Source organism: Hyalangium sp. (genome assembly GCF_035629615.1).
Lineage (GTDB): Bacteria > Myxococcota > Myxococcia > Myxococcales > Myxococcaceae > Hyalangium.
On record NZ_DASPHO010000343.1, the window covers coordinates 1 to 17,245 of the forward strand.

Annotated in this window: 15 protein-coding genes; 6 read left to right on the forward strand and 9 right to left on the reverse strand. The window is 70.0% G+C overall.

Annotated features, from left to right (window positions below; translation table 11 throughout):
• Positions 1-433 (reverse strand): protease inhibitor I9 family protein (locus VD972_RS17350; RefSeq protein WP_324988418.1); only part of this gene is annotated, 433 nt, incomplete at its 3' end.
• 267 nt (positions 434-700) lie between these two features.
• Here VD972_RS17350 and VD972_RS17355 point away from each other — a divergent pair.
• Positions 701-1,087 (forward strand): DUF2750 domain-containing protein, encoded by a 387-nt coding sequence (locus tag VD972_RS17355; protein WP_324988420.1) that lies wholly within the window; start codon positions 701-703, stop codon positions 1,085-1,087.
• A 132-nt stretch (positions 1,088-1,219) separates the two neighbouring features.
• Positions 1,220-3,553: a serine/threonine protein kinase gene (locus tag VD972_RS17360; RefSeq protein WP_324988422.1), complete on the forward strand. Its 2,334-nt coding sequence runs from the start codon at positions 1,220-1,222 to the stop codon at positions 3,551-3,553.
• 12 nt (positions 3,554-3,565) lie between these two features.
• Here the strand turns inward: VD972_RS17360 and VD972_RS17365 are convergent, their stop codons facing one another.
• Positions 3,566-4,246 (reverse strand): RDD family protein, encoded by a 681-nt coding sequence (locus VD972_RS17365; RefSeq protein ID WP_324988423.1) that lies wholly within the window; start codon positions 4,244-4,246, stop codon positions 3,566-3,568.
• A 345-nt stretch (positions 4,247-4,591) separates the two neighbouring features.
• Between VD972_RS17365 and VD972_RS17370 the strand changes: the two genes are divergently transcribed.
• Positions 4,592-8,212: a two-component regulator propeller domain-containing protein gene (locus VD972_RS17370; protein ID WP_324988425.1), complete on the forward strand. Its 3,621-nt coding sequence runs from the start codon at positions 4,592-4,594 to the stop codon at positions 8,210-8,212.
• Between the two features lie 3 nt (positions 8,213-8,215).
• Here VD972_RS17370 and VD972_RS17375 read toward each other — a convergent pair whose 3' ends face one another.
• From VD972_RS17375 to VD972_RS17405, 7 genes are all read right to left on the reverse strand, one after another.
• Positions 8,216-9,187, reverse strand: a complete 972-nt coding sequence (locus VD972_RS17375) for a PDR/VanB family oxidoreductase (protein ID WP_324988427.1) — start codon at positions 9,185-9,187, stop codon at positions 8,216-8,218.
• A 166-nt stretch (positions 9,188-9,353) separates the two neighbouring features.
• A complete protein-coding gene (locus VD972_RS17380; RefSeq protein WP_324988429.1) occupies positions 9,354-9,986 on the reverse strand; it encodes a hypothetical protein in 633 nt (210 codons plus the stop codon).
• Positions 9,987-10,022: 36 nt separating this feature from the next.
• A complete protein-coding gene (locus VD972_RS17385; protein ID WP_324988430.1) occupies positions 10,023-10,670 on the reverse strand; it encodes a hypothetical protein in 648 nt (215 codons plus the stop codon).
• A 60-nt stretch (positions 10,671-10,730) separates the two neighbouring features.
• Positions 10,731-11,930, reverse strand: a complete 1,200-nt coding sequence (locus VD972_RS17390; protein ID WP_324988432.1) for a serine/threonine-protein kinase — start codon at positions 11,928-11,930, stop codon at positions 10,731-10,733.
• Positions 11,927-13,765: a sigma 54-interacting transcriptional regulator gene (locus tag VD972_RS17395; RefSeq protein WP_414654076.1), complete on the reverse strand. Its 1,839-nt coding sequence runs from the start codon at positions 13,763-13,765 to the stop codon at positions 11,927-11,929. The genes VD972_RS17390 and VD972_RS17395 overlap by 4 nt, the downstream gene beginning before the upstream one ends.
• 1 nt (position 13,766) lies before the next feature.
• Positions 13,767-13,892 carry a hypothetical protein gene (locus VD972_RS17400; RefSeq protein WP_324988436.1) on the reverse strand — a complete coding sequence of 42 codons (126 nt, stop codon included), beginning with the start codon at positions 13,890-13,892 and terminating at the stop codon, positions 13,767-13,769.
• Positions 13,893-13,913: 21 nt separating this feature from the next.
• A complete protein-coding gene (locus VD972_RS17405; protein ID WP_324988437.1) occupies positions 13,914-14,957 on the reverse strand; it encodes an ARPP-1 family domain-containing protein in 1,044 nt (347 codons plus the stop codon).
• 248 nt (positions 14,958-15,205) lie between these two features.
• Here VD972_RS17405 and VD972_RS17410 point away from each other — a divergent pair, with 248 nt between their 5' ends.
• The 3 genes from VD972_RS17410 to VD972_RS17420 all read left to right on the forward strand — a co-directional run.
• Entirely contained in the window at positions 15,206-16,321 is a 1,116-nt protein-coding gene (locus VD972_RS17410) for a protein kinase domain-containing protein (protein ID WP_324988439.1), read from the forward strand.
• Positions 16,318-16,710, forward strand: a complete 393-nt coding sequence (locus VD972_RS17415; RefSeq protein WP_324988440.1) for a helix-turn-helix domain-containing protein — start codon at positions 16,318-16,320, stop codon at positions 16,708-16,710. The genes VD972_RS17410 and VD972_RS17415 overlap by 4 nt, the downstream gene beginning before the upstream one ends.
• 74 nt (positions 16,711-16,784) lie before the next feature.
• Positions 16,785-17,245, forward strand: a 461-nt coding sequence (locus VD972_RS17420) for a protein kinase domain-containing protein (RefSeq protein ID WP_324988443.1), incomplete at its 3' end; no start/stop codon positions are given.

The window sequence follows — 17,245 nt, forward strand, 5'->3', positions numbered from 1 at the left end:
CCGGGCTACCGCGCCTCACGGAGAGCGAGGACGCCCCGGGCACCGACGGCACCGTCAGGCCGAACGCGCGCCGGGGGACGTCCAGCTCGATGGACTCCACGTCCGGATCCACGGCGAGCGCAGTTCGCTCCTCCTCCGTCAGCTGCGCGGCGACGGCTGGCACACTCCGGTACACCTGGAGCACCCGGCTCCCCAGGGCCGACACCCGCGAGGCGCTCACCGTCCCACCATCCCGGTAGCGGATCAGGAAGCGCTGACGGCCATCGCCCGCGGCGCCCGGCTGCGGAGCCGCGCTCTGGCTGAGCTCGGCGCCGGGCAGCCCGCCCGCGACAACGCCAGGGCACAGGTGCGCCTGTGCGCTCACACCTTGATCATCTCCCCCACCACAGGCCGCGGTGAGTACCACCAGTCCGAGGATGCCCCAGCGCTTCATGATGAGTGTTCTCCACACGTGGGCCCTCGAGACGGGAGCGAAGACAGGGGCACTCCGGCCGCGGGGGGTGATCTCCTCACAGGGAGTGCATCGCATCCGGCTCTGACAACGGTCTGGAGCCTCAGGACGTATCGGAGGTATGCCGGTGCACATCCGGTGTGTTGTCGTGATGAAGTCGCAGGGGACTGGGGGCCCAGAGACGCCTCGCGCAGGTGGGCGCAGGTCAGCCCGGAGCGCTAGCGTGCGCTCAGTGAAGGAGGTGGAAGGATGACGCAAGAGATGTCCGACGCTCGGCTCCAGGCGATCCTCGAGCTCCCCCCGGCGCGGCGACATGCGTGGTTCCTCCAGCGCGTGCGCGAGTCAGGAGAGGTGTGGGGGCTGTACGCGGAAGGGTGGGCGCTGGCGCTCGATGACGAGGGGCGGGACGTGCTGCCCTTGTGGCCCACCGACATCTCCGCGCGCCTGTGCGCCACGCACCTGTGGGAGGGCTTCGAGCCCCGTCGCATCCCGCTCGAGGAGCTGCTGGAGCAACTGCTGCCCGATCTCGCCGAGGAGGGCATCCCGGTAGGTGTCTTCTTCACACCGCGGGGGCAGGGCTGGCCGGTGACGGCGGCGGAGCTGCGCACACAGCTGCTCGGAGGCGCGAGCGCCTGAGCTTGCCTGCTCGCCTGCTTCCAGGCCCCGGCGAGACTTTTTCCTTTTGGGTGGGTTCGGTGTCCAATCGAGAAGCCCCCCGGGGGAGACTTGCGCTCACCTTCCCCCCCGTGGTGCGCTGCGGACGACGCGATGACGACCCAGACTACAGAACCGCCTCGACACCTCGGGCGCTACGAGCTCGTCCACCTCCTGGGCCAGGGGGGCATGGGCGAGGTGTACCTCGCGAAGATCTCCGGCGCGGCCGGCTTCGAGAAGCCGTGCATCGTGAAGACGATCCTCCCGGCGCTGCTGAAGGACGGCCAGTTCCTGGATCGCTTCCACCACGAGGCCAAGGTGCTGGTGCACCTGGTGCACTCGTCCATCGCCCAGGTGTACGACATGGGCGAGACGAACGGCACCTACTACATGGCGCTGGAGTATGTGGCCGGTGTGGACGTGGCGTACCTGGCCGAGCAGGCGCGCACCCAGAACCAGCCCGTCCCCGTGCCGGTGGCCCTCTACCTCGGTCAGAAGGTGGCGGAGGGGTTGGGCTACGCGCACCGCAAGGCGGGGCCGGATGGCACACCGCTGGGCATTGTCCACCGGGACGTGTCTCCTCACAACGTGATGGTGTCCTACGAGGGCGAGGTGAAGGTCATCGACTTCGGCCTCGCCAAGTCCGCGGCGCGCAGCAAGTACACGCTGCCGGCCACGGTGATGGGGAAGCTGGGGTACATGTCCCCGGAGCAGGCCCGCGCCGAGCCGCTGGATCACCGCAGCGACATCTATTCGTGCGGAGTGATGATCTGGGAGCTGCTCGCGGGCCGGTCGCTCATCGGCCACGGGACGGTGGGGGAGATGATGGCCGCCATGGGCAATCCCCACGTGCCCTCGCTCCACGAGCTGCGGCCGGAGGTGGATCCCGCCATCGACGCCGTGGTGCGGCGCGCGCTGGCGCCCAACCCCCAGGATCGCTACGGCCGGTCCGACGAGCTCGCGCGGGCCCTCAATGAGCAGCTCCTCCGGACCAGCACCTCGCTGGGCGCCGAAGAGGTGGGCAACTTCGTCAAGGCGCTCTGCCCGGAGGCGTTCTCCGCGCAGCGCAAGCTCATCTCTCGCATCTCCGGCGTGCGCCGCTCTCCGTCCACGCCGCCCCAGGCGGGAGTGATGCCGGCCTCGGGGGTCTCCCCGATGCAAACGGGAGTGCAGCCGGTGACAGGGCTGGAGGCCACCTCGGTGCGCTCGCTGAACGAGGTGGAGGCCGCGAGCCATGGCGCCACGCTTCGCCCCATGGTCACCCCCCTGCCGGGGGCTCCCGTGTCTGGCGCCGCGCCAGTAGCTGCCGGAGCGCTCGCGCCCCAGCCCGCGACGTCCGGATCCGGGCCCGCCCAGGCCGCGCCAGCGGCGTCCCTCGTCGCTCCCATGCTGCAGATCAGCAAGGGGAAGCTCGTGGGAGCCGCGATCGGCCTCCTCGTCGTGATCATCGCTGTCGCGGTCACCACCGCGCACTTCATGAATCGCCCACCTTCTCCACTGCCAGAGCAGGCGGAGGGCTCCCCCGGTGTGAGTCCTTCGCCTCCGCAAGACAGGCCTCCGGAGGAGAGGGCGGTAGCGGGACAGTCCCCTTCCAGCGAGCCGGCCCATCCGGGTGGGGCTGTCATTCGCACGTCCGGGGTTTCGGGTTCGGAGCGCACGGACTCCACTGTTCCGGCGGTCGGGTCAACGGGCTCGGCGGCGGTTGTTCCAGCCGGGGAGAGAGAGCCGGCGGCTCCCGAGGATCCTGTCGCCTCGAAGCAGAGCTCCCCAGAGAACAAACCCAGCGAGGCCTCCACGACTCCGAAGGGGCAGCCGCAGCGCCCGAGGCAGAAGCAGGAGTTCGTGGTGGTGAAGGACCCCATCCAGATACGGGAGAGGGAAGGCAACTACGTCGTGCCCGCGGGCCTGAAGGTGGGCCTGAAGCAGGGCACGGAGCTGAAGGTGGTGGGAGCAGCGGGGAGGGATGCGAGGCGCAGGGTGCTCGGCAGCGCGGTGGTGCAGACGGCACGGGAGAGGAGATCGGTGCTGACGCTCGACGAGGCGGCGGGCAAGGCCACTGGGGATCGCTTCGTGGTGCTGCCCAAGGACATGGCCGCGGGAGCGCTGGACACCGAGGCGGAGCTCGAAGCAGAGCCCCCCGCTCCCGTCGTGCAACCCCCGCCCCCGTCTGCCAAGAAGACGCTGAGCGTGGGCGTGAGGCGCGCGCGTTTGATGAAGAGTGCTCTGTTCAAGAAGGGCTTCATCGTCCAGAACTCGGAGCAGGCGACCTTGTGGAACTGCAAGGCCACGCTGGGCAGCGGGCTGCGGTACGTGTTCCGGCAGCTCCGCCCGAACGAGAACGAGGTCCGCGAGGACGCCTTCAAGCCCTCGGATGGACCGACCGTCCCGAATGGGAAGATGCTCATCGAGTGTGACGAGGGCCGGGCGGAGGCCCAGATCATCCCGTAGCGCTGAGCGCCGTCACGGGTCCAGGCGCTCGGCGGCCTCCGGACACTCCGCCAGGAGCGTGAGTGCCTGCGGGTCCTGACCGCGCACCTCGCGGGTGAGCCGGGAGAGCGAGTGCCGGCACATCCACGTGCCCACGTGCCGCCGGTAGCCATGGCAGCACTTCCAGCCGGTGAGCTTCTGGTCAAGGAAGGTGAAGGCCTCGTGGCGCGTGGGCGTGGCGATGAACCACACCGCGGCGACGAGCGCTGCCACCCATGGCAGCTGCCAGCCCAGCCCCGTCAGCCGGGCCTTGAGCTCCGCGGCGGGCCGCTCGCCGTGAAGCCGCAGCAGCCGGTCCAGGGGCCGCGTCGGCAGCAGCGGCGCCATCACCACATCCGGGAACACGGTGAAGGCTCGGGCGAAGGCACGCGGCAGGCCGGGTGGCTGGTGCTCGGCATCCACCAGCTGCACATCAAGCAGGCGCCGCCCCAGCGTCCACCCGCGCACCCCGCCCACCAGCGAGACGAGCACCCACGCACAGAGCAGGGTGGCCAGCGCTCGGGGGAGAGATTGCTCCCAGTCCAGCGCGCGCGCGGTGCCCCAGCCCAGCAGCGCGGCCGTCACCAGGTCCACCAGATCCGCGATCCACAGCCGGTATCGGAACCGGGCATGCGCCGGCGAGAATTGTGATCCGAACAACGCCCCTTCACTCATGCTGCTGGAACTCCTTGCCGGGCAGCATAGACCCATCCGATGGAGGGCCGTGAAGTCGGCCGCATGCTTCGAACCCGGGGAGGAGCCCGGTGTCGACTTCCCGCAGTGGTCGCGGCCCTCCTCCCATCCCATCTTCTGAGCTGCACGGACGGTGGGGGGTACAAAGCAACCCCAGGCGCGGGAGGCACTCGAGGTCCGAGAGGCCTGGGGCCCGCCCCGTGGTGCGGCATGGCGGCAGCGACGGGAGGAGGCGGGCGAGGGGTAGGTGGGACCTCTCGTCGCTGCCGCCGGGCGAGAGATTGACGCTTGGTGACGAGGGCCGGTTTGCTGGACACTGCAGCCTCCATGTCCATGGGGAGTCAGTGTCTACTGAGGGTGCGGGCCCTCCTCGGTCCTTCTCTCCTCGCGTGTCTGCTCGCGGGGATGCAGGGCTTCGCACTGGATCCCCACCGGGCCCTCTCCCAGTACAGCCACCATGCCTGGCGCAACGAGGACGGGCTGCCGCAGAACACCATCCTCGCCATCCAGCAGACGCGGGATGGTTACCTGTGGCTGGGCACCTTCGAGGGTCTGGTCCGCTTCGATGGCGCGAACTTCACTGTTTATGATCGGCACAACACCCCGGAGCTGAGCGAGCACGGCATCCGAGCGCTCCTGGACGACGGAGCGGGGGGGCTCTGGGTGGGGACGAAGAAGGGCGTCCTCCACTACGAGAAGGGCCGCTTCCAGCGCCTGCCGGACGAGGGCGACCTGCGGCAGGTGAGCGTGCCCGCGCTCGCGCTGGAGGGCTCCACGCTCTGGCTCGGTACCTCCCTGGGGCTGGAGCAGGTCCCCCTGGCAGGAGGCACGCGGCGGCGCTACACCGTCAAGGACGGGCTGCCGAGCGCCGTCATCGAAGCGCTCGCCGTCGACGGCACAGGGGTGCTGTGGATTGGCACGCGAGAGGGACTGGTGCGGCTGTCGGCGGGCAAGCTGGAGCCCGTCTCCCTGCCGGCGGGCGCGGACCCGCGGGTGCGCTCGCTTCTGGCGGCGCGGGATGGCGCGCTGTGGGTGGGCACGTACTCCGGGCTGATGACCCTGCGCGACGGGAAGTTCGTCTGGTATGGCCCCGAGCAGGGCCTGCCGCGCTACGAGGTAGGGGCGCTGTGGGAGGATCGCGACGGCGGGCTCTGGGTGGGGCAGGAGACGGGCCTGGCCCGCCATACGGCGGGGCGCTTCGACTTCCTGGGCCCGAAGGAGGGCCTGTCCGGCACCCGCGTGTACTCGCTCTTCGAGGATCGGGATCAGAACCTCTGGGTGGGCACGGCGGATGGAGGCCTCAACCGCCTGCGCGCGGGCCCCTTTCTCTCCTTCGGGGTGCCCGAGGGGCTGGCCCACGACTTCGTCCGCACGGTGCTGGAGACGCGGGACGGCACGCTCTGGCTGGGCACGCTGGGCGGTGGGCTCCACCGGATGAAGGACGGACGCATCACCCGGCTCGGCGCGGCCGAGGGGCTCACGGATGACAACATCCGCTCGCTCGCCGAGGCCCCCGATGGAACCCTCTGGGTCGGCACTCACCGGGGCGCCTTCCGGTACGACGGCAAGCGCTTCACGCCCGTCCTCCGGGAGAACGGGCGGCCCCTGGCTCTGGTGTGGGCCCTGCTCCTGGACTCGCGCGGCGACGTGTGGTTCGGCACCTCGTCGGGGCTCGTCCACCTGCATGAGGGCCGCTTCACCGTGTACACGCCCGAGCAGGGGCCAGTGCCCGACTCCGTCAACTGCATGCTGGAGGATGCCACCGGCACCCTCTGGTTCGGCACGCACTCGGGCGTGGTGCGCTACGCGAATGGCACCTTCACCCAGGTGACCGACCCGACGCTCGCCAACGAGACGATCATGGTCTTCTACTCGGACGCGCCCGGCACGCTCTGGGTGGGGACCTATGCGGGCCTGGTGCGCTTGAAGGACGGGAAGGGGGCGCGAATTACCCTGGCCCAAGGCCTGCCGGACGACAGCGTCTTCAACCTGCTGCCCGACGCGAAGGGCTACTTCTGGATGAGCAGCAACAAGGGCATCTGGCGGGTGAGCCGGCGCGAGCTGGAGGAGGTGGCGGACGGCCGGCGCGAGCGCGTGCGCGCCAACAGCTATGACGAGCGGGACGGGCTGCGCACCGTGGAGACCCATGGGGGCTCGCAACCTGCCGGGTGGCGGGCGCGCGATGGACGCCTCTGGTTCACCACCCTGCGCGGCGCGGTGGTGGTGGATCCGAAGAATGCGCGGCTGGAGCGCCGCCCGCCCGAGGTCGTCATCCAGGAGGTGCGGGTGAACGGCCAGACGGTGCCTCTGGCCTCCAGGCTGGAGCTGGCGCCCGGCAAGCAGGACCTGGACATCCGCTTCACCGTCTTCGCCCCCCAGGCTCCCCAGCGCTTGCCCTTGCGCTACCGGCTGGAGCGGTTTGACGAGGACTGGGTGAACTCCGAGGGCCGGCGCTCGGCCTCGTATACCCGGCTGCCCCCGGGCCACTACCGCTTCCACGTCATGGTGGCCGATCGCGAGGGCGTGTGGCGTGAGCCCGGAGCGGTGCTGGAGGTGACGCTGCAGCCGTGGTTCCACCAGACGGTGTGGTTCTACCTGCTGTGCGCGCTCGGTGTGGGCGGGGTGGCCGTGGTGAGCTATGGCTGGCGCGTGGGCCGCCTCAAGCAGCGCGAGCGCTGGCTGCAGACGCGCGTGGAGGAGCGCACCAAGGAGCTGGCTCGGGCCAACCAGGAGCTGGACACCCACCTGCGCACGCTCCGCGCCACCCAGGCCCAGCTGGTGCAGGCAGGCAAGATGGCGGCGGTGGGCACGCTCGCCGCTGGCGTCGGGCATGAGATCAACAACCCGCTCTCCTACATTGTCTCCAACCTGGAGTATGCCTCCGAGGAGGCGGTGGCGCTGAAGGGCCGGCTGGAGAGCGCCCCGGAGGATGTGCTCGAGCGGCTGCGGGAGATGGAGCAGGTGCTGCGCGAGGCGCTGATGGGGGCGGACCGGGTGCGGCGCATCGTGCGGGACTTGAAGACGTTCTCGCGCCAGGACGAGGACGCGCGGGGGCCGGTGGACTTGCGCTCGGTGATGGACTCGGCGGCGAAGATGGCGGCCGGGGAGCTGCGCCCGCGCGCCCAGCTCGCCCGGGACTACGCGGAGGTGCCTCGGGCGTATGGCAACGAGGCGCGGCTGGCGCAGGTGTTCCTCAACCTCATCATCAACGCCGCCCAGGCCCTGCCGGAGGGCCATGCCGAGCAGAACGAGGTCCGCCTTGTCACCCGGCGTGTGGGGTCGGACGAGGTGGCGGCCGAGATCCACGATACGGGCAGCGGCATCCCCGCGGAAGTGCTAGGGCGTATCTTTGATCCTTTCTTCACAACAAAGCCGGTTGGAGTAGGCACGGGGCTAGGGCTGGCGCTATGCCATGCTTTCGTGACGGCGATGGGGGGGCGGATCGAAGTGGAGAGCCAGGTGAGCCGGGGGACGATGTTTCGTGTGACGTTGCCGGTGGCTCCCGGCGAGCAGGTGCAGGTGTCACGCGTGGAAGCAGCGAAGGAGGGAGAGTCGATGCGAGGCCGGGTGCTGGTGGTGGATGATGATCCGTTGGTGAGCTCCGCGCTGCGGCGGACGCTCTCGCGCGAACACGAGGTCGACGTGGTGGTGAGCTCGCGGCGCGCGCTGGAGATGCTGCTGTCCCCCCAGGGGATGTACGACGTCATCCTCTGCGATCTGATGATGCCGGAGATGACGGGCATGGAGCTGCACGCGCAGCTCGAGGCGGCATTGCCGGAGCGGGCGCAGCGGATGGTCTTCGTCACGGGGGGGGCGTACACCCCCGCGGCGATGGAGTTCCTGGAGCGGGTGAGCAACCCGCGCCTGGAGAAGCCCTTCGAGCCGGAGAAGCTGCGCGAGCGCGTCCGCGAGTGGGTGGCGCTGGTGCACCCTCCGCCCCCCGGGTGAGCCTCAGAGGTCCAGCACCAGCCGCCGGGACTTCGCGCGTGACACGCACACGAGCATCCGGTCCTGGCCGGCCCGCTCCGGGCCACCGAAGAAGGAGTCCCGGTGGTCCGGCACGCCGTCGCAGATGCGGGTGAGGCACGTGCCGCAGGTGCCCGCCTCGCAGTCGCTGGGCACCTTCAGCCCGTTGCGGCGCAGCACGTTGAGCAGCGACTGGCCCTTGGGCACGCGGAGCACGGTGCCGGTGCTGCGGATGGCCACCTCGAACTCAGAGTCCTCGAGGCCCAGCGCGGTGTTGACGCCCGCGGCGGTGAAGGACTCGAAGTGTGCCTTCTCCCAGGGCCAGCCGTGCCGGAGGACGGCCGCGCGCACGGCCTGCATCAGCCCCACGGGGCCGCAGCAGTACAGCCGAGTGCCGGGCGGGCGTGTGGCGAGCAGCTGGCCCACGTCGAGCCCCTTGGACGGATCTCCCCCATCGAGGTGGAGGTGCACCCGGGAGGCGAAGGGCGGAGAGGTCAGCTCCTCGAGGAACGCGGTCTGCTCGCGTGTGCGCGCGCAGTAGTGGAGCACGTACTGCGCGCCGGTGCGCTGGAGCATCCGGGCCATGGCCAGCAGCGGGGTGATGCCGATGCCCCCCGCCACCAGCACGTACGCGCGTGCGTGGAAGAGCGGGAAGGTGTTGCGCGGCGGGCTCACGAGGAGCGTGTCCCCTTTTCGCACACTGTCGTGCAGGGCGATGGAGCCGCCGCGCCCCTGCGCCTCGCGCTGCACGGCGATGACGTAGCGGTGTGTCTCCTGGGCATCGTTGCACAGGGAGTACTGCCGTATGTGTCCCCTCGGCGTATGCAGAGCCAGGTGTGCGCCGGGCTCGAAGCCTGGCAGGCGGCTCCCTTCCTTGGGAACCAGCTCGAACGACTGGATATCTCTCGCGATGCGCGCGATGTGCGCAACGCGGACGTGTAGCGTGTCCGTCCCCATACCCCTTCCTCCCCCTGTCCCCTCACGCCACCTGAAGCAGCGTGACCCAACGGAAGAATGTTCAAGCAGGGAGCGGACGAACAGTGCCCCGAGGAAGGGGTGGGCCGCTGATTTCTCACAGGGCCCTCGGCCTCGGGTCACGGTCGCTGGGACGCGAGAGCTTGGATCAGCTCTCGCGGGGGCCCGCAGGCTTCCAGGGAGCCGGGCTCACCAGGAGGTCCCTTGCGCGGACGAGCTCCTCGCGCTGCTGAAGCGCGAGCTTCTGGAGGTCAGGCGCGAGCCCGTCCAGGCGAGAGGGATCTCGCTGCTGCAGCTGGGCCTGGAGCGCCGCCTCGATGACGGCGGGGGGAGCGTCAGGCGACACCCCCAGCAGTGCGGCGGCCTTCTGCCGGGCACCTTCGCGGAGAACGGCCGGGTCTCCGACGACGGCCAGCAGGCGCACGTCCTCCCCCCTCGAGCCGCGGAGGCTGGGAGTGGAGGAGGTGCCACCCCGGACGAGGAAGGCGCCCACGGCGGCGGCTCCGGCCAGGCCGAGTGCCAGCATGAAGTACAGCCGCCGCTGCCGCTCTTCCAGGAGGAGCTGGTGGTCGGCCGCGAGGAACTCCTGGCGCTCGGCCTGCTTCGCAGTCTTCGGTGAGCGCACAGGTCGATGCTCTGGTGCCAGCTCCTGACTCAGCTCGCGCTCCAGGACGTCAAGCTGCTCAAGGGAGTAGGCGGAGAAGGAGTTCTTGGCGACCGAGCCCAGGTACCCCGCCGTCCCCGCCGCCCCCACCGCGAGCATGATCAGCAGCCACCGCATCGAGCCGTCCTCCTGTCCACGAGGAGAGGCTATCGCCTAGGGGGCATCCGCCGCGCGGCACATCTCGGTGGGCGCGGGGCAGGGAAAGTCGAAGTTGCCCGTCACGGTGACGGAGTGCTCGGTCGTACCGGGCTTGCTGGCGAGGGGGCTGCTCTTGGCGGGGAAGGAGAAGGTGCCCGCGATGCCCTTGGCATCGAAGCGCTGGATGACGAGCTCGCCGGGGCCGGTGAGCGAGTACATGACGTCCTTGGCGCGGAACATGATGCGGAACTCGTTGGGCTTGGCAGAGCGGGCGACGAGCTTGTAGGTGCCCGGCTTGAAGGGGACGGCCTCCCGGGTGGTCGTGTCGGTGGGAAGGATGTTGAGGTTGCCGGCGCTGGAGCCCTCGCTGCTGACGCAGTTGAGGAGCAACGGCCCCATGAAGCGGCCCCCATCCTTCATCGCCTTGTCCAGCCGGGCCTGGCGCTTGGCGGGATCCTTGGTGAGCGCGTTGATGGTGGTCTCGACGGCCTTGCGCAGCTCCTCTTCGGTGTACCAGTGATCGCTGGAGACGGCGGTGCGGCCGCCCTTGCCCTGGTAGACGAACTCCGCGCCACCGGTCACTTTCACCTCGCAGAGCCCCTCGGGGGGCGTTGCGAGAGCGGGTAGCGAGAGCAGAAGCACGGCGAGGACAGCAGGACGCATGGATTCCCTCCGAAGGTGGAGCTGCGGCGACTCGGGTTGAATCCTAGGCCAGGACTTGGATCAAGGCTTCTCGGACTCTGAGGAAGGGGCCTTCGCGCGCTTCTTCGCGGGGACGAGCTTTCCCTTCGCCCGCGGGGTCTCCAGCACCTTCTGAGGCTCCGTGAGCTCCGGTGCCTTCTTCTGGAGCGGCTCCGGAGCCTGGGCCTGCTGCTCGAGGGGTGGCTCCTCCTTCTGCTCGAGGGCCTGCTGCGCGGGTGCATCCAGCTCTTTGAGAGTCGCCTTCTCCTTGCGCGAGCCGGACACCCCGAGGCCCGGTCCCAGTGCCAGAAACGCCAGCAGCGCGAGGGCCGCCGTGCCGCCCACGCTCAGCACTCCGATGGGGACGCGCCGATCGAGCAGCTTCAGCGCGGCCGCGGCGCTGGCGGGACGCTCCTCGGGCTTGTCGGCCAGCAGCCGCGCCAGCAAGGCGCGCAGGCGCCTCGGCACCCCCGGAGGCAGGGGCCGCTCACCGGGAATGCCGCCCGCGAGCGCCTCGTACAGCACGAGCCCCAGCGCATAGAGATCCGAGCGCGCGTCCGCGCGACCCAGGCGCTGCTGCTCCGGCGCCATGTACCGCAGCGAGCCGATGAGCGCGGCAGAAGCGGTGAGGGTGGTGGCCCCATCCAACCGGGCGATACCGAAGTCACACAGCTTCGCGCCGTCCTTCGCCAGCAGGAGGTTGCTCGGCTTCACGTCCCGGTGGACGAAGCCATGCGCGTGCACCGCGCTGAGCGCCGAGAGCACCCGCCGCGCCAACCCCTCGACCTCCGGCGCCGAAAGAGGCCCCTCCGCCAGCTTCGTGCGCAGGTCCGGCCCCTCCACGCGCTCCATGGCGTACCAGCAGAAGCCTCGCTCCTCACCCTCGGCCAGGACGCGCACCACCGCGGGGTGCTGGATCTTCCGCAAAGCCTCGGCCTCTCGGCGGAAGCGGACACGCACCGCGGGCTCCGCCGCCACCATCGCGGACAGCACCTTCACCGCGCACGGCCCCAGCGAGCCCTCGGCCTCGTACACCGTGCCCATGCCGCCGGAGCCCAGCCGCTGCTTCAGGGAGAGCCCCCCGAGCTGCTCGCCGGACAGATCCACCTCGGGCGACAGGCGCGCCGTCCCAGGCGCTGTCTCCGCCCGCACCAGATCCACCTCCACGCCACAGCCGCTGCACGTCGCCACGGCAGCGGCACCGGGCAACGGCGTGCGACAGGCGGGGCAGAGGAAGTTCATTCGAAGAGGTTGATCCCGTACTCGTCGATCTTTCGATCCAGTGTCGGGCGGGAGATACCCAGCGCCTCGGCGGCGGCCGACTTCACGCCCTGCGCCCGCCTCAGCGCCAGGACGATGTGCTCACGCTCCACCTTCTGCACCACCTCGGCCAGTGGGACACCGGAGGTGGGTGAGGCGTTCCCGCGCTCGCCTGGCCCTGTCCGGGGCTCGGGCGCCACCACCTCGGGAGGCAGATCCAGCAGGCCGATGAGCTCGCCAGGGCCCTTGAGGACGAGCGCGCGCTCGATGGCATTGGCGAGCTGGCGCGCGTTGCCAGGCCAGGGGCAGGTGCGCAGGGCGGTGCGGGCCTCGGGGGTGAAGCCCTCGGCACGGCGGCCCAGCTGGGGCCCCATGCGCGCCAGGAAGCGCTCGGCCAGGGGGAGGATGTCCTCCTGCCTGTCCCTCAGGGGCGCCAGGTGGATGCGCACCACATTGAGACGCCAGTACAGATCCTCGCGGAAGTTGAGCGCGCGGACCTCCTCGATGAGGTTGCGGTGGGTGGCGGCCATCACGCGCACATCCACCGGGATGCCCGCGCGCCCGCCCACCCGGTTCACCAGCCGATCCTGCAGCACGCGCAGCAGCTTCACCTGGAGGGCCGCAGGCAGGTCTCCCACCTCGTCGAGGAAGAGGGTGCCACCGTCCGCCTGCTCGAAGACGCCGGCGCGGGCGCTCACCGCTCCGGTGAAGGAGCCCTTCTCATGGCCGAACAGCTCGCTCTCGGCCAGCTCGGCGGGGATGGCGCCGCAGTTGACGGCGATGAAGGGCCCTCGCGAGCGGGGACCCAGGGCGTGGATGGCGCGCGCCACCTCCTCCTTGCCGGTGCCGCTCTCGCCGGTGATGAGGACGGTGGACTGCACCTGCGCGGCGGCCGCGGCCAGGCGCATCGCCTCGCGCATGGAGGCGCTCTCGGCCACCGGCTGCGAGTAGGTGAGGGTGCTCGGGGCCGGCGGCGCGGGCGGAGGGCACAGCGAAGGCCCCGCGGCTCCCGCGAGCGCTCCGGCCAGCGCCAGCTCCTCGTCCGTGAAGGCCGACTCCCGCAGGATGCAGAGCGCCCCCGCCGGAGTGCCGCCCGTGTAGATGGGGGCGTACAGCACCTGGGCATGGCCCTGGCGCACGCGCGTGAGGAGGTTGTCCGTCTCCGGCCGGGCCTGGGCCTCGGCCATGGCCATGGGACGGCCGAGCTTCAGCACCGACGCCACCATCTCCCGGTTCAGGGTGAGGTGGGCGCCCACGGGCCGGGCCAGCAGCGGGTGGAGCACGCCGTTGGGGGCCAGCCGCAGCACGGTGAGGGCCGTGGGCTGCAGGGCCGAGTGGAGCGCCTCCAGCACGAGGGCCGCCGCTTCCTCGGCAGAGGAGACGGTGGCGGCGCGCAGGGCCAGCTCACCGGCGCGGGCGAGCGCATCCGGCGAGGGCGCGGTACCAGTACGCGGGGGCTCCGGCCGGGTGCGGGTGAGCACGAGGGTGGACTCCCCATCGCGCGCACGCAGGGCGTCGAAGGAGGGCTCGTACACCAGGACGCTCTCGCCCACGGAGATGTGGTCTCCAGGGCGCAGCCGCGTCGTCTCCTTGAGGAGCTGGCTGTTGAGCCACGTCCCATTGCGTGAGCCCAGATCCCGCAGCACATGGCCCGCGGGGCCAATGGGCTCGATGACGCAGTGCTCCCGACTGACCTTGTCATCGAGAAGCTGGAGCCCTCCTTCGGCCGCTCGGCCCACGATGAGGGGGGAATCCAGCTCTCGCGCTATGCCCCGGCAGGGGCCGAACATCGCCACCAGTCTTGCCACGTCCAGCATACTAACGGCTGCCGGGCCGTCGTGGGGGGTTGGGCTTGCAGACCCAGCGGGACCCGAGCGCCTGGAGGGCCAGGCTGGCCGACAGGGCCCCGAGGAGGACGAGCAGGGCGGGCAGGGTGCAGGCCATGGGCTCCTCCAGGTGGGGGGGCTACTTCTTCTTCTCGGAGGACCCGAAGAAGGTGCCGTGGACGGCCTTGCCCTTGGAGCGGAACACCTTGTTCTGCACCTCGGAGGAGGCGTCGCCCTGGGCGCCCGAGCCCTTCACGAAGTCGTCGATGTCCTTCTTCTTGAGGGACTTGGCCTTGAGGCGGGCGTGCTCGGGGTCCTCGGCGCGGCCCGGCTGCTTCTCCAGGGCGGCCAGCACGTACGAGGCGAGCAGCTTGCGCTCCAGCTTGGCGTACAGCGTGGGGCTGTCGAAGACGTCCACCACCTCCAGCTCGCCGTTGATGGCCACGGCGAGGCCGGCCATGCGCCCATCGCGGGGCAGCTTCGCCTGGAGCTCGTTGAGGTACTGGCCGATGCGCTCGCGCAGCTTCGCGTCCTGGAGCACGCGCCGGTAGGTGCCGGTGGGGCTGGAGACGCCTTCCGCCTGGGACTTACGAGCCACCTCGCCCCAGACGGCGCCCTGCTCGGAGAAGAGGGCGGCGCGGCGCAGGTCCGGGTGGGCCACGGCGATCCCCGGCTGGAACGTCAGGTCCTTGCCATCCCAGCGGCCCTGCTCCACACACACCACGGGGACGCGGCGGCGCTCGCTCGGGTCGAGCACAATGTCGGACTGGACCATGCGGTCCTGCTTGCCGCCCAGCACCACCTCACCCCCGAGCAGGTAGAGCGGGCGCTCGTCGCGGTTGCGCACGAGGAGCTCCGGGACGCTGCCCCCCTCGCTGACCTCGCTGACGGACACCTTGCGCGCGGCCTGGGCCTCCTCGAGCACGGTGTAGTCGTCGTAGGGCGGGCCCTTGCGCGTGTGCAGGGGAACGACGGCGAGGTTGTAGGCCAGCACGGGCTCTCCCGCCTCGAAGTCACCCAGGTTGAACTCCTCGCTCCCCTCCTCCGCGGGAGGTGGGGGCTGGGAGGGAGGGGCGTAGCGGGCCTGGACGATCGGCTCCTTACGGGTCTGGAAGCTCTGGGCAATGGCCAGGGATGAGGCGAGCAGCAGGGGAACAGCGAGGATGGCGAGGGTGCGTTTCATGGGACTCTCCTGGGTTCGAGGAGTCCCTATGCAAAGAACCATGCCAGTCCCTTCTCTCTCGGGAGGGCTGTGCGGGCGTGTAACGCCGCATGACGGTTTGCATCGGCGTGTGACACGGCACGGTGCATGGCCTTTCGAGCCCCTCGGTCTCGCGCAGAGGTGTGAGACCTTCCACGTCACATGGGGTTCCCATCGCGAGAGGTCCTATGCTACCCATGTAGGCTCCCCGTCTCAGAGGAGGTCCGCGCATGGTCCGCATGTTCGAGTCGTGCGGCTGGGAGTACACGGTGCTGCGCCCCATCCGCCAGGCCCGTGATGGAGCGCCTGTGCTTCTGGCTGCGCGCAGGGAGTATTTCGGCGGTGGGACGACGGCTGTCGAGCTGAAGCCGCTCCACGTCACGCGTGAGACTGTCACAAGCGTCAAAGCCCGGCTCGCAGAGGAACTGCGGCTCAGCCAGCACCTGCGGCACCGTCATATCGGCGAGGTGCTCGGGTTCGCGGCCGATGGGGAGCAACCCTACCTCGTCCACGAGCACGTGCCAGGGTGCTCCCTGGAGACTGTCATCGATGCGGCGGTGCTCGCCAGGCGAAAGCTGTCCGCCGGGTTCGCCGTGGCTGTTAGCAGGGCGGTTGCCGACGCACTCGCTCATGCTCACCGCGACCCCCTCCACATTGTCCACCGCGCCGTGTCGCCAGCGAATATCCAGATAAGCCAACGTGGCCGCGTCAAGCTCGTGAACTTCGGGGCGGCCTACTCCGAGCTGATGGGACGGCACCCGACGCCCGCCGGGTTGCTCAGGGGCGACGCCGCGTACATGGCCCCCGAGGCCCTGAGCGCGTTCCGGCCTTCAAGGAATCGCCGCCATGCCAGGGCCAGGACGCCACCCGATCCGCGGGCCGATCTCTTCTCACTGGGCCTGGTCCTCCTGGGGACACTCACGGGATGGCACCCACTGGACCCTCCAGACGTCTTGGAGGCCGAGCTCGAGCCTCTCTTGCTCCCAGACACGCGAGCCGAGATGACGCCATCCATCCCGCTTGGGATCATGGCAGCCCGCCTCTTGCATTTCGGGCCCAAGGACGTGGACCGGGCCGCGCGGAGGCTCCCCGCACGCCTGCGCTTGATCATCTCGAAAGCGCTCCAGGTGGATCCTTCGCAGCGCTACCAGAGCGCTCTCGCGATGGAGGAGGAGCTCCGCGGCTTCCTGAGCGGCTCCTGTCCCACGTATGGCGAGGTGGAGGTGGCGGCCGAGATGGCGAGGCTGTTGAGTGCCGCGAAGAAGCTCGACGCCCAGGTTGCGTACAGCGTCGCGGGGGATGGCATCCTCCCAGCTCCGGCGGATCTGCCCCGGAGCTTCCCATGAGGGACTCTCCGCCAAGGCAGAAATTCGCCACCCAGCTGGGTGCTGCTGCGCGCGAGGCCCGGGGCCGGGTGGGCCTCACCCAAGCCGAGGTGGCACAGCAGGCCGGGGTCGCCATGGAGGTTTATGGACGCATCGAGCGTGGCGCGCTCTTGCCGAGCATCCAGACCTTCCTGGCGCTGTGTCGTGTCCTCGCGGCCGATCCCCGCGTGCTGCTCGGGCTGATGGATTCCGGGAGTCCGTCAGGCCCCCAGCGAGCGCCCGAAGCTTCCCCTCGAGTCCAGCGGCTCATGTCCCTGGCCCGTGAGCTCAGTGAGGAAGAAGTAGGAGCCCTGCTGGCAGTGGCCAAGGTCATGCTCGCGGGCAGAAGCGAGAGACGGAAGGAGCCATAGAGCCCAACGGGGACAGGACGCACCGGGTTGGGACGCGCTCTGCTAACCTTCCGAGTCAGGAGGCAGGCTGAACCATGGATCACCACCCCTTTCGACTTCCCGCCCCAGGGGACGTGGTCGGCGGCTACCGCATCGTTGGCCTTCTCGGAGACGGTGGGCAGGGCCGTGTGTACCGCGCCGAGGCGGCTGGCCGGTTCTTCGCGCTGAAGTTCCTGGAGCGGGGAGGCGAACGGTGGGGCGAGCGTGAGGTGGAGAGCCTCTTGCGGCTCAAGCTCCCAGGCGTGGTGGGCTTCCTCGGGTGCGGAAGATGGCCGGACCTCGTGCGCGGGAGCTTCTATATCGTCATGGAGCTCGTGGAAGGGCTGACGCTCTACGACTACGTCATGGTCCACAACCCCACGGCCCGCAAGGTCGCGGAGCTCGTGCTCTCCCTCGGACGCACGTTGATCGCTGTCCAAGAGGCCGGCGTGCTCCACCGGGACGTGAAGCGGGAGAACATCATGGTCCGGCTGCCCAGCGAGGAGCCGGTGGTGCT

Coding starts and splice junctions, on each gene's coding strand:
- VD972_RS17395 (WP_414654076.1), bottom strand. CDS start 13,765: ATGCTGGACGTGGCAAGACTGGTGGCGATGTTCGGCCCCTGCCGGGGC.
- VD972_RS17385 (WP_324988430.1), bottom strand. CDS start 10,670: ATGCGTCCTGCTGTCCTCGCCGTGCTTCTGCTCTCGCTACCCGCTCTC.
- VD972_RS17410 (WP_324988439.1), top strand. CDS start 15,206: ATGGTCCGCATGTTCGAGTCGTGCGGCTGGGAGTACACGGTGCTGCGC.
- VD972_RS17390 (WP_324988432.1), bottom strand. CDS start 11,930: ATGAACTTCCTCTGCCCCGCCTGTCGCACGCCGTTGCCCGGTGCCGCT.
- VD972_RS17360 (WP_324988422.1), top strand. CDS start 1,220: ATGACGACCCAGACTACAGAACCGCCTCGACACCTCGGGCGCTACGAG.
- VD972_RS17400 (WP_324988436.1), bottom strand. CDS start 13,892: ATGGCCTGCACCCTGCCCGCCCTGCTCGTCCTCCTCGGGGCCCTGTCG.
- VD972_RS17355 (WP_324988420.1), top strand. CDS start 701: ATGACGCAAGAGATGTCCGACGCTCGGCTCCAGGCGATCCTCGAGCTC.
- VD972_RS17365 (WP_324988423.1), bottom strand. CDS start 4,246: ATGAGTGAAGGGGCGTTGTTCGGATCACAATTCTCGCCGGCGCATGCC.
- VD972_RS17370 (WP_324988425.1), top strand. CDS start 4,592: ATGTCCATGGGGAGTCAGTGTCTACTGAGGGTGCGGGCCCTCCTCGGT.
- VD972_RS17380 (WP_324988429.1), bottom strand. CDS start 9,986: ATGCGGTGGCTGCTGATCATGCTCGCGGTGGGGGCGGCGGGGACGGCG.
- VD972_RS17405 (WP_324988437.1), bottom strand. CDS start 14,957: ATGAAACGCACCCTCGCCATCCTCGCTGTTCCCCTGCTGCTCGCCTCA.
- VD972_RS17415 (WP_324988440.1), top strand. CDS start 16,318: ATGAGGGACTCTCCGCCAAGGCAGAAATTCGCCACCCAGCTGGGTGCT.
- VD972_RS17375 (WP_324988427.1), bottom strand. CDS start 9,187: ATGGGGACGGACACGCTACACGTCCGCGTTGCGCACATCGCGCGCATC.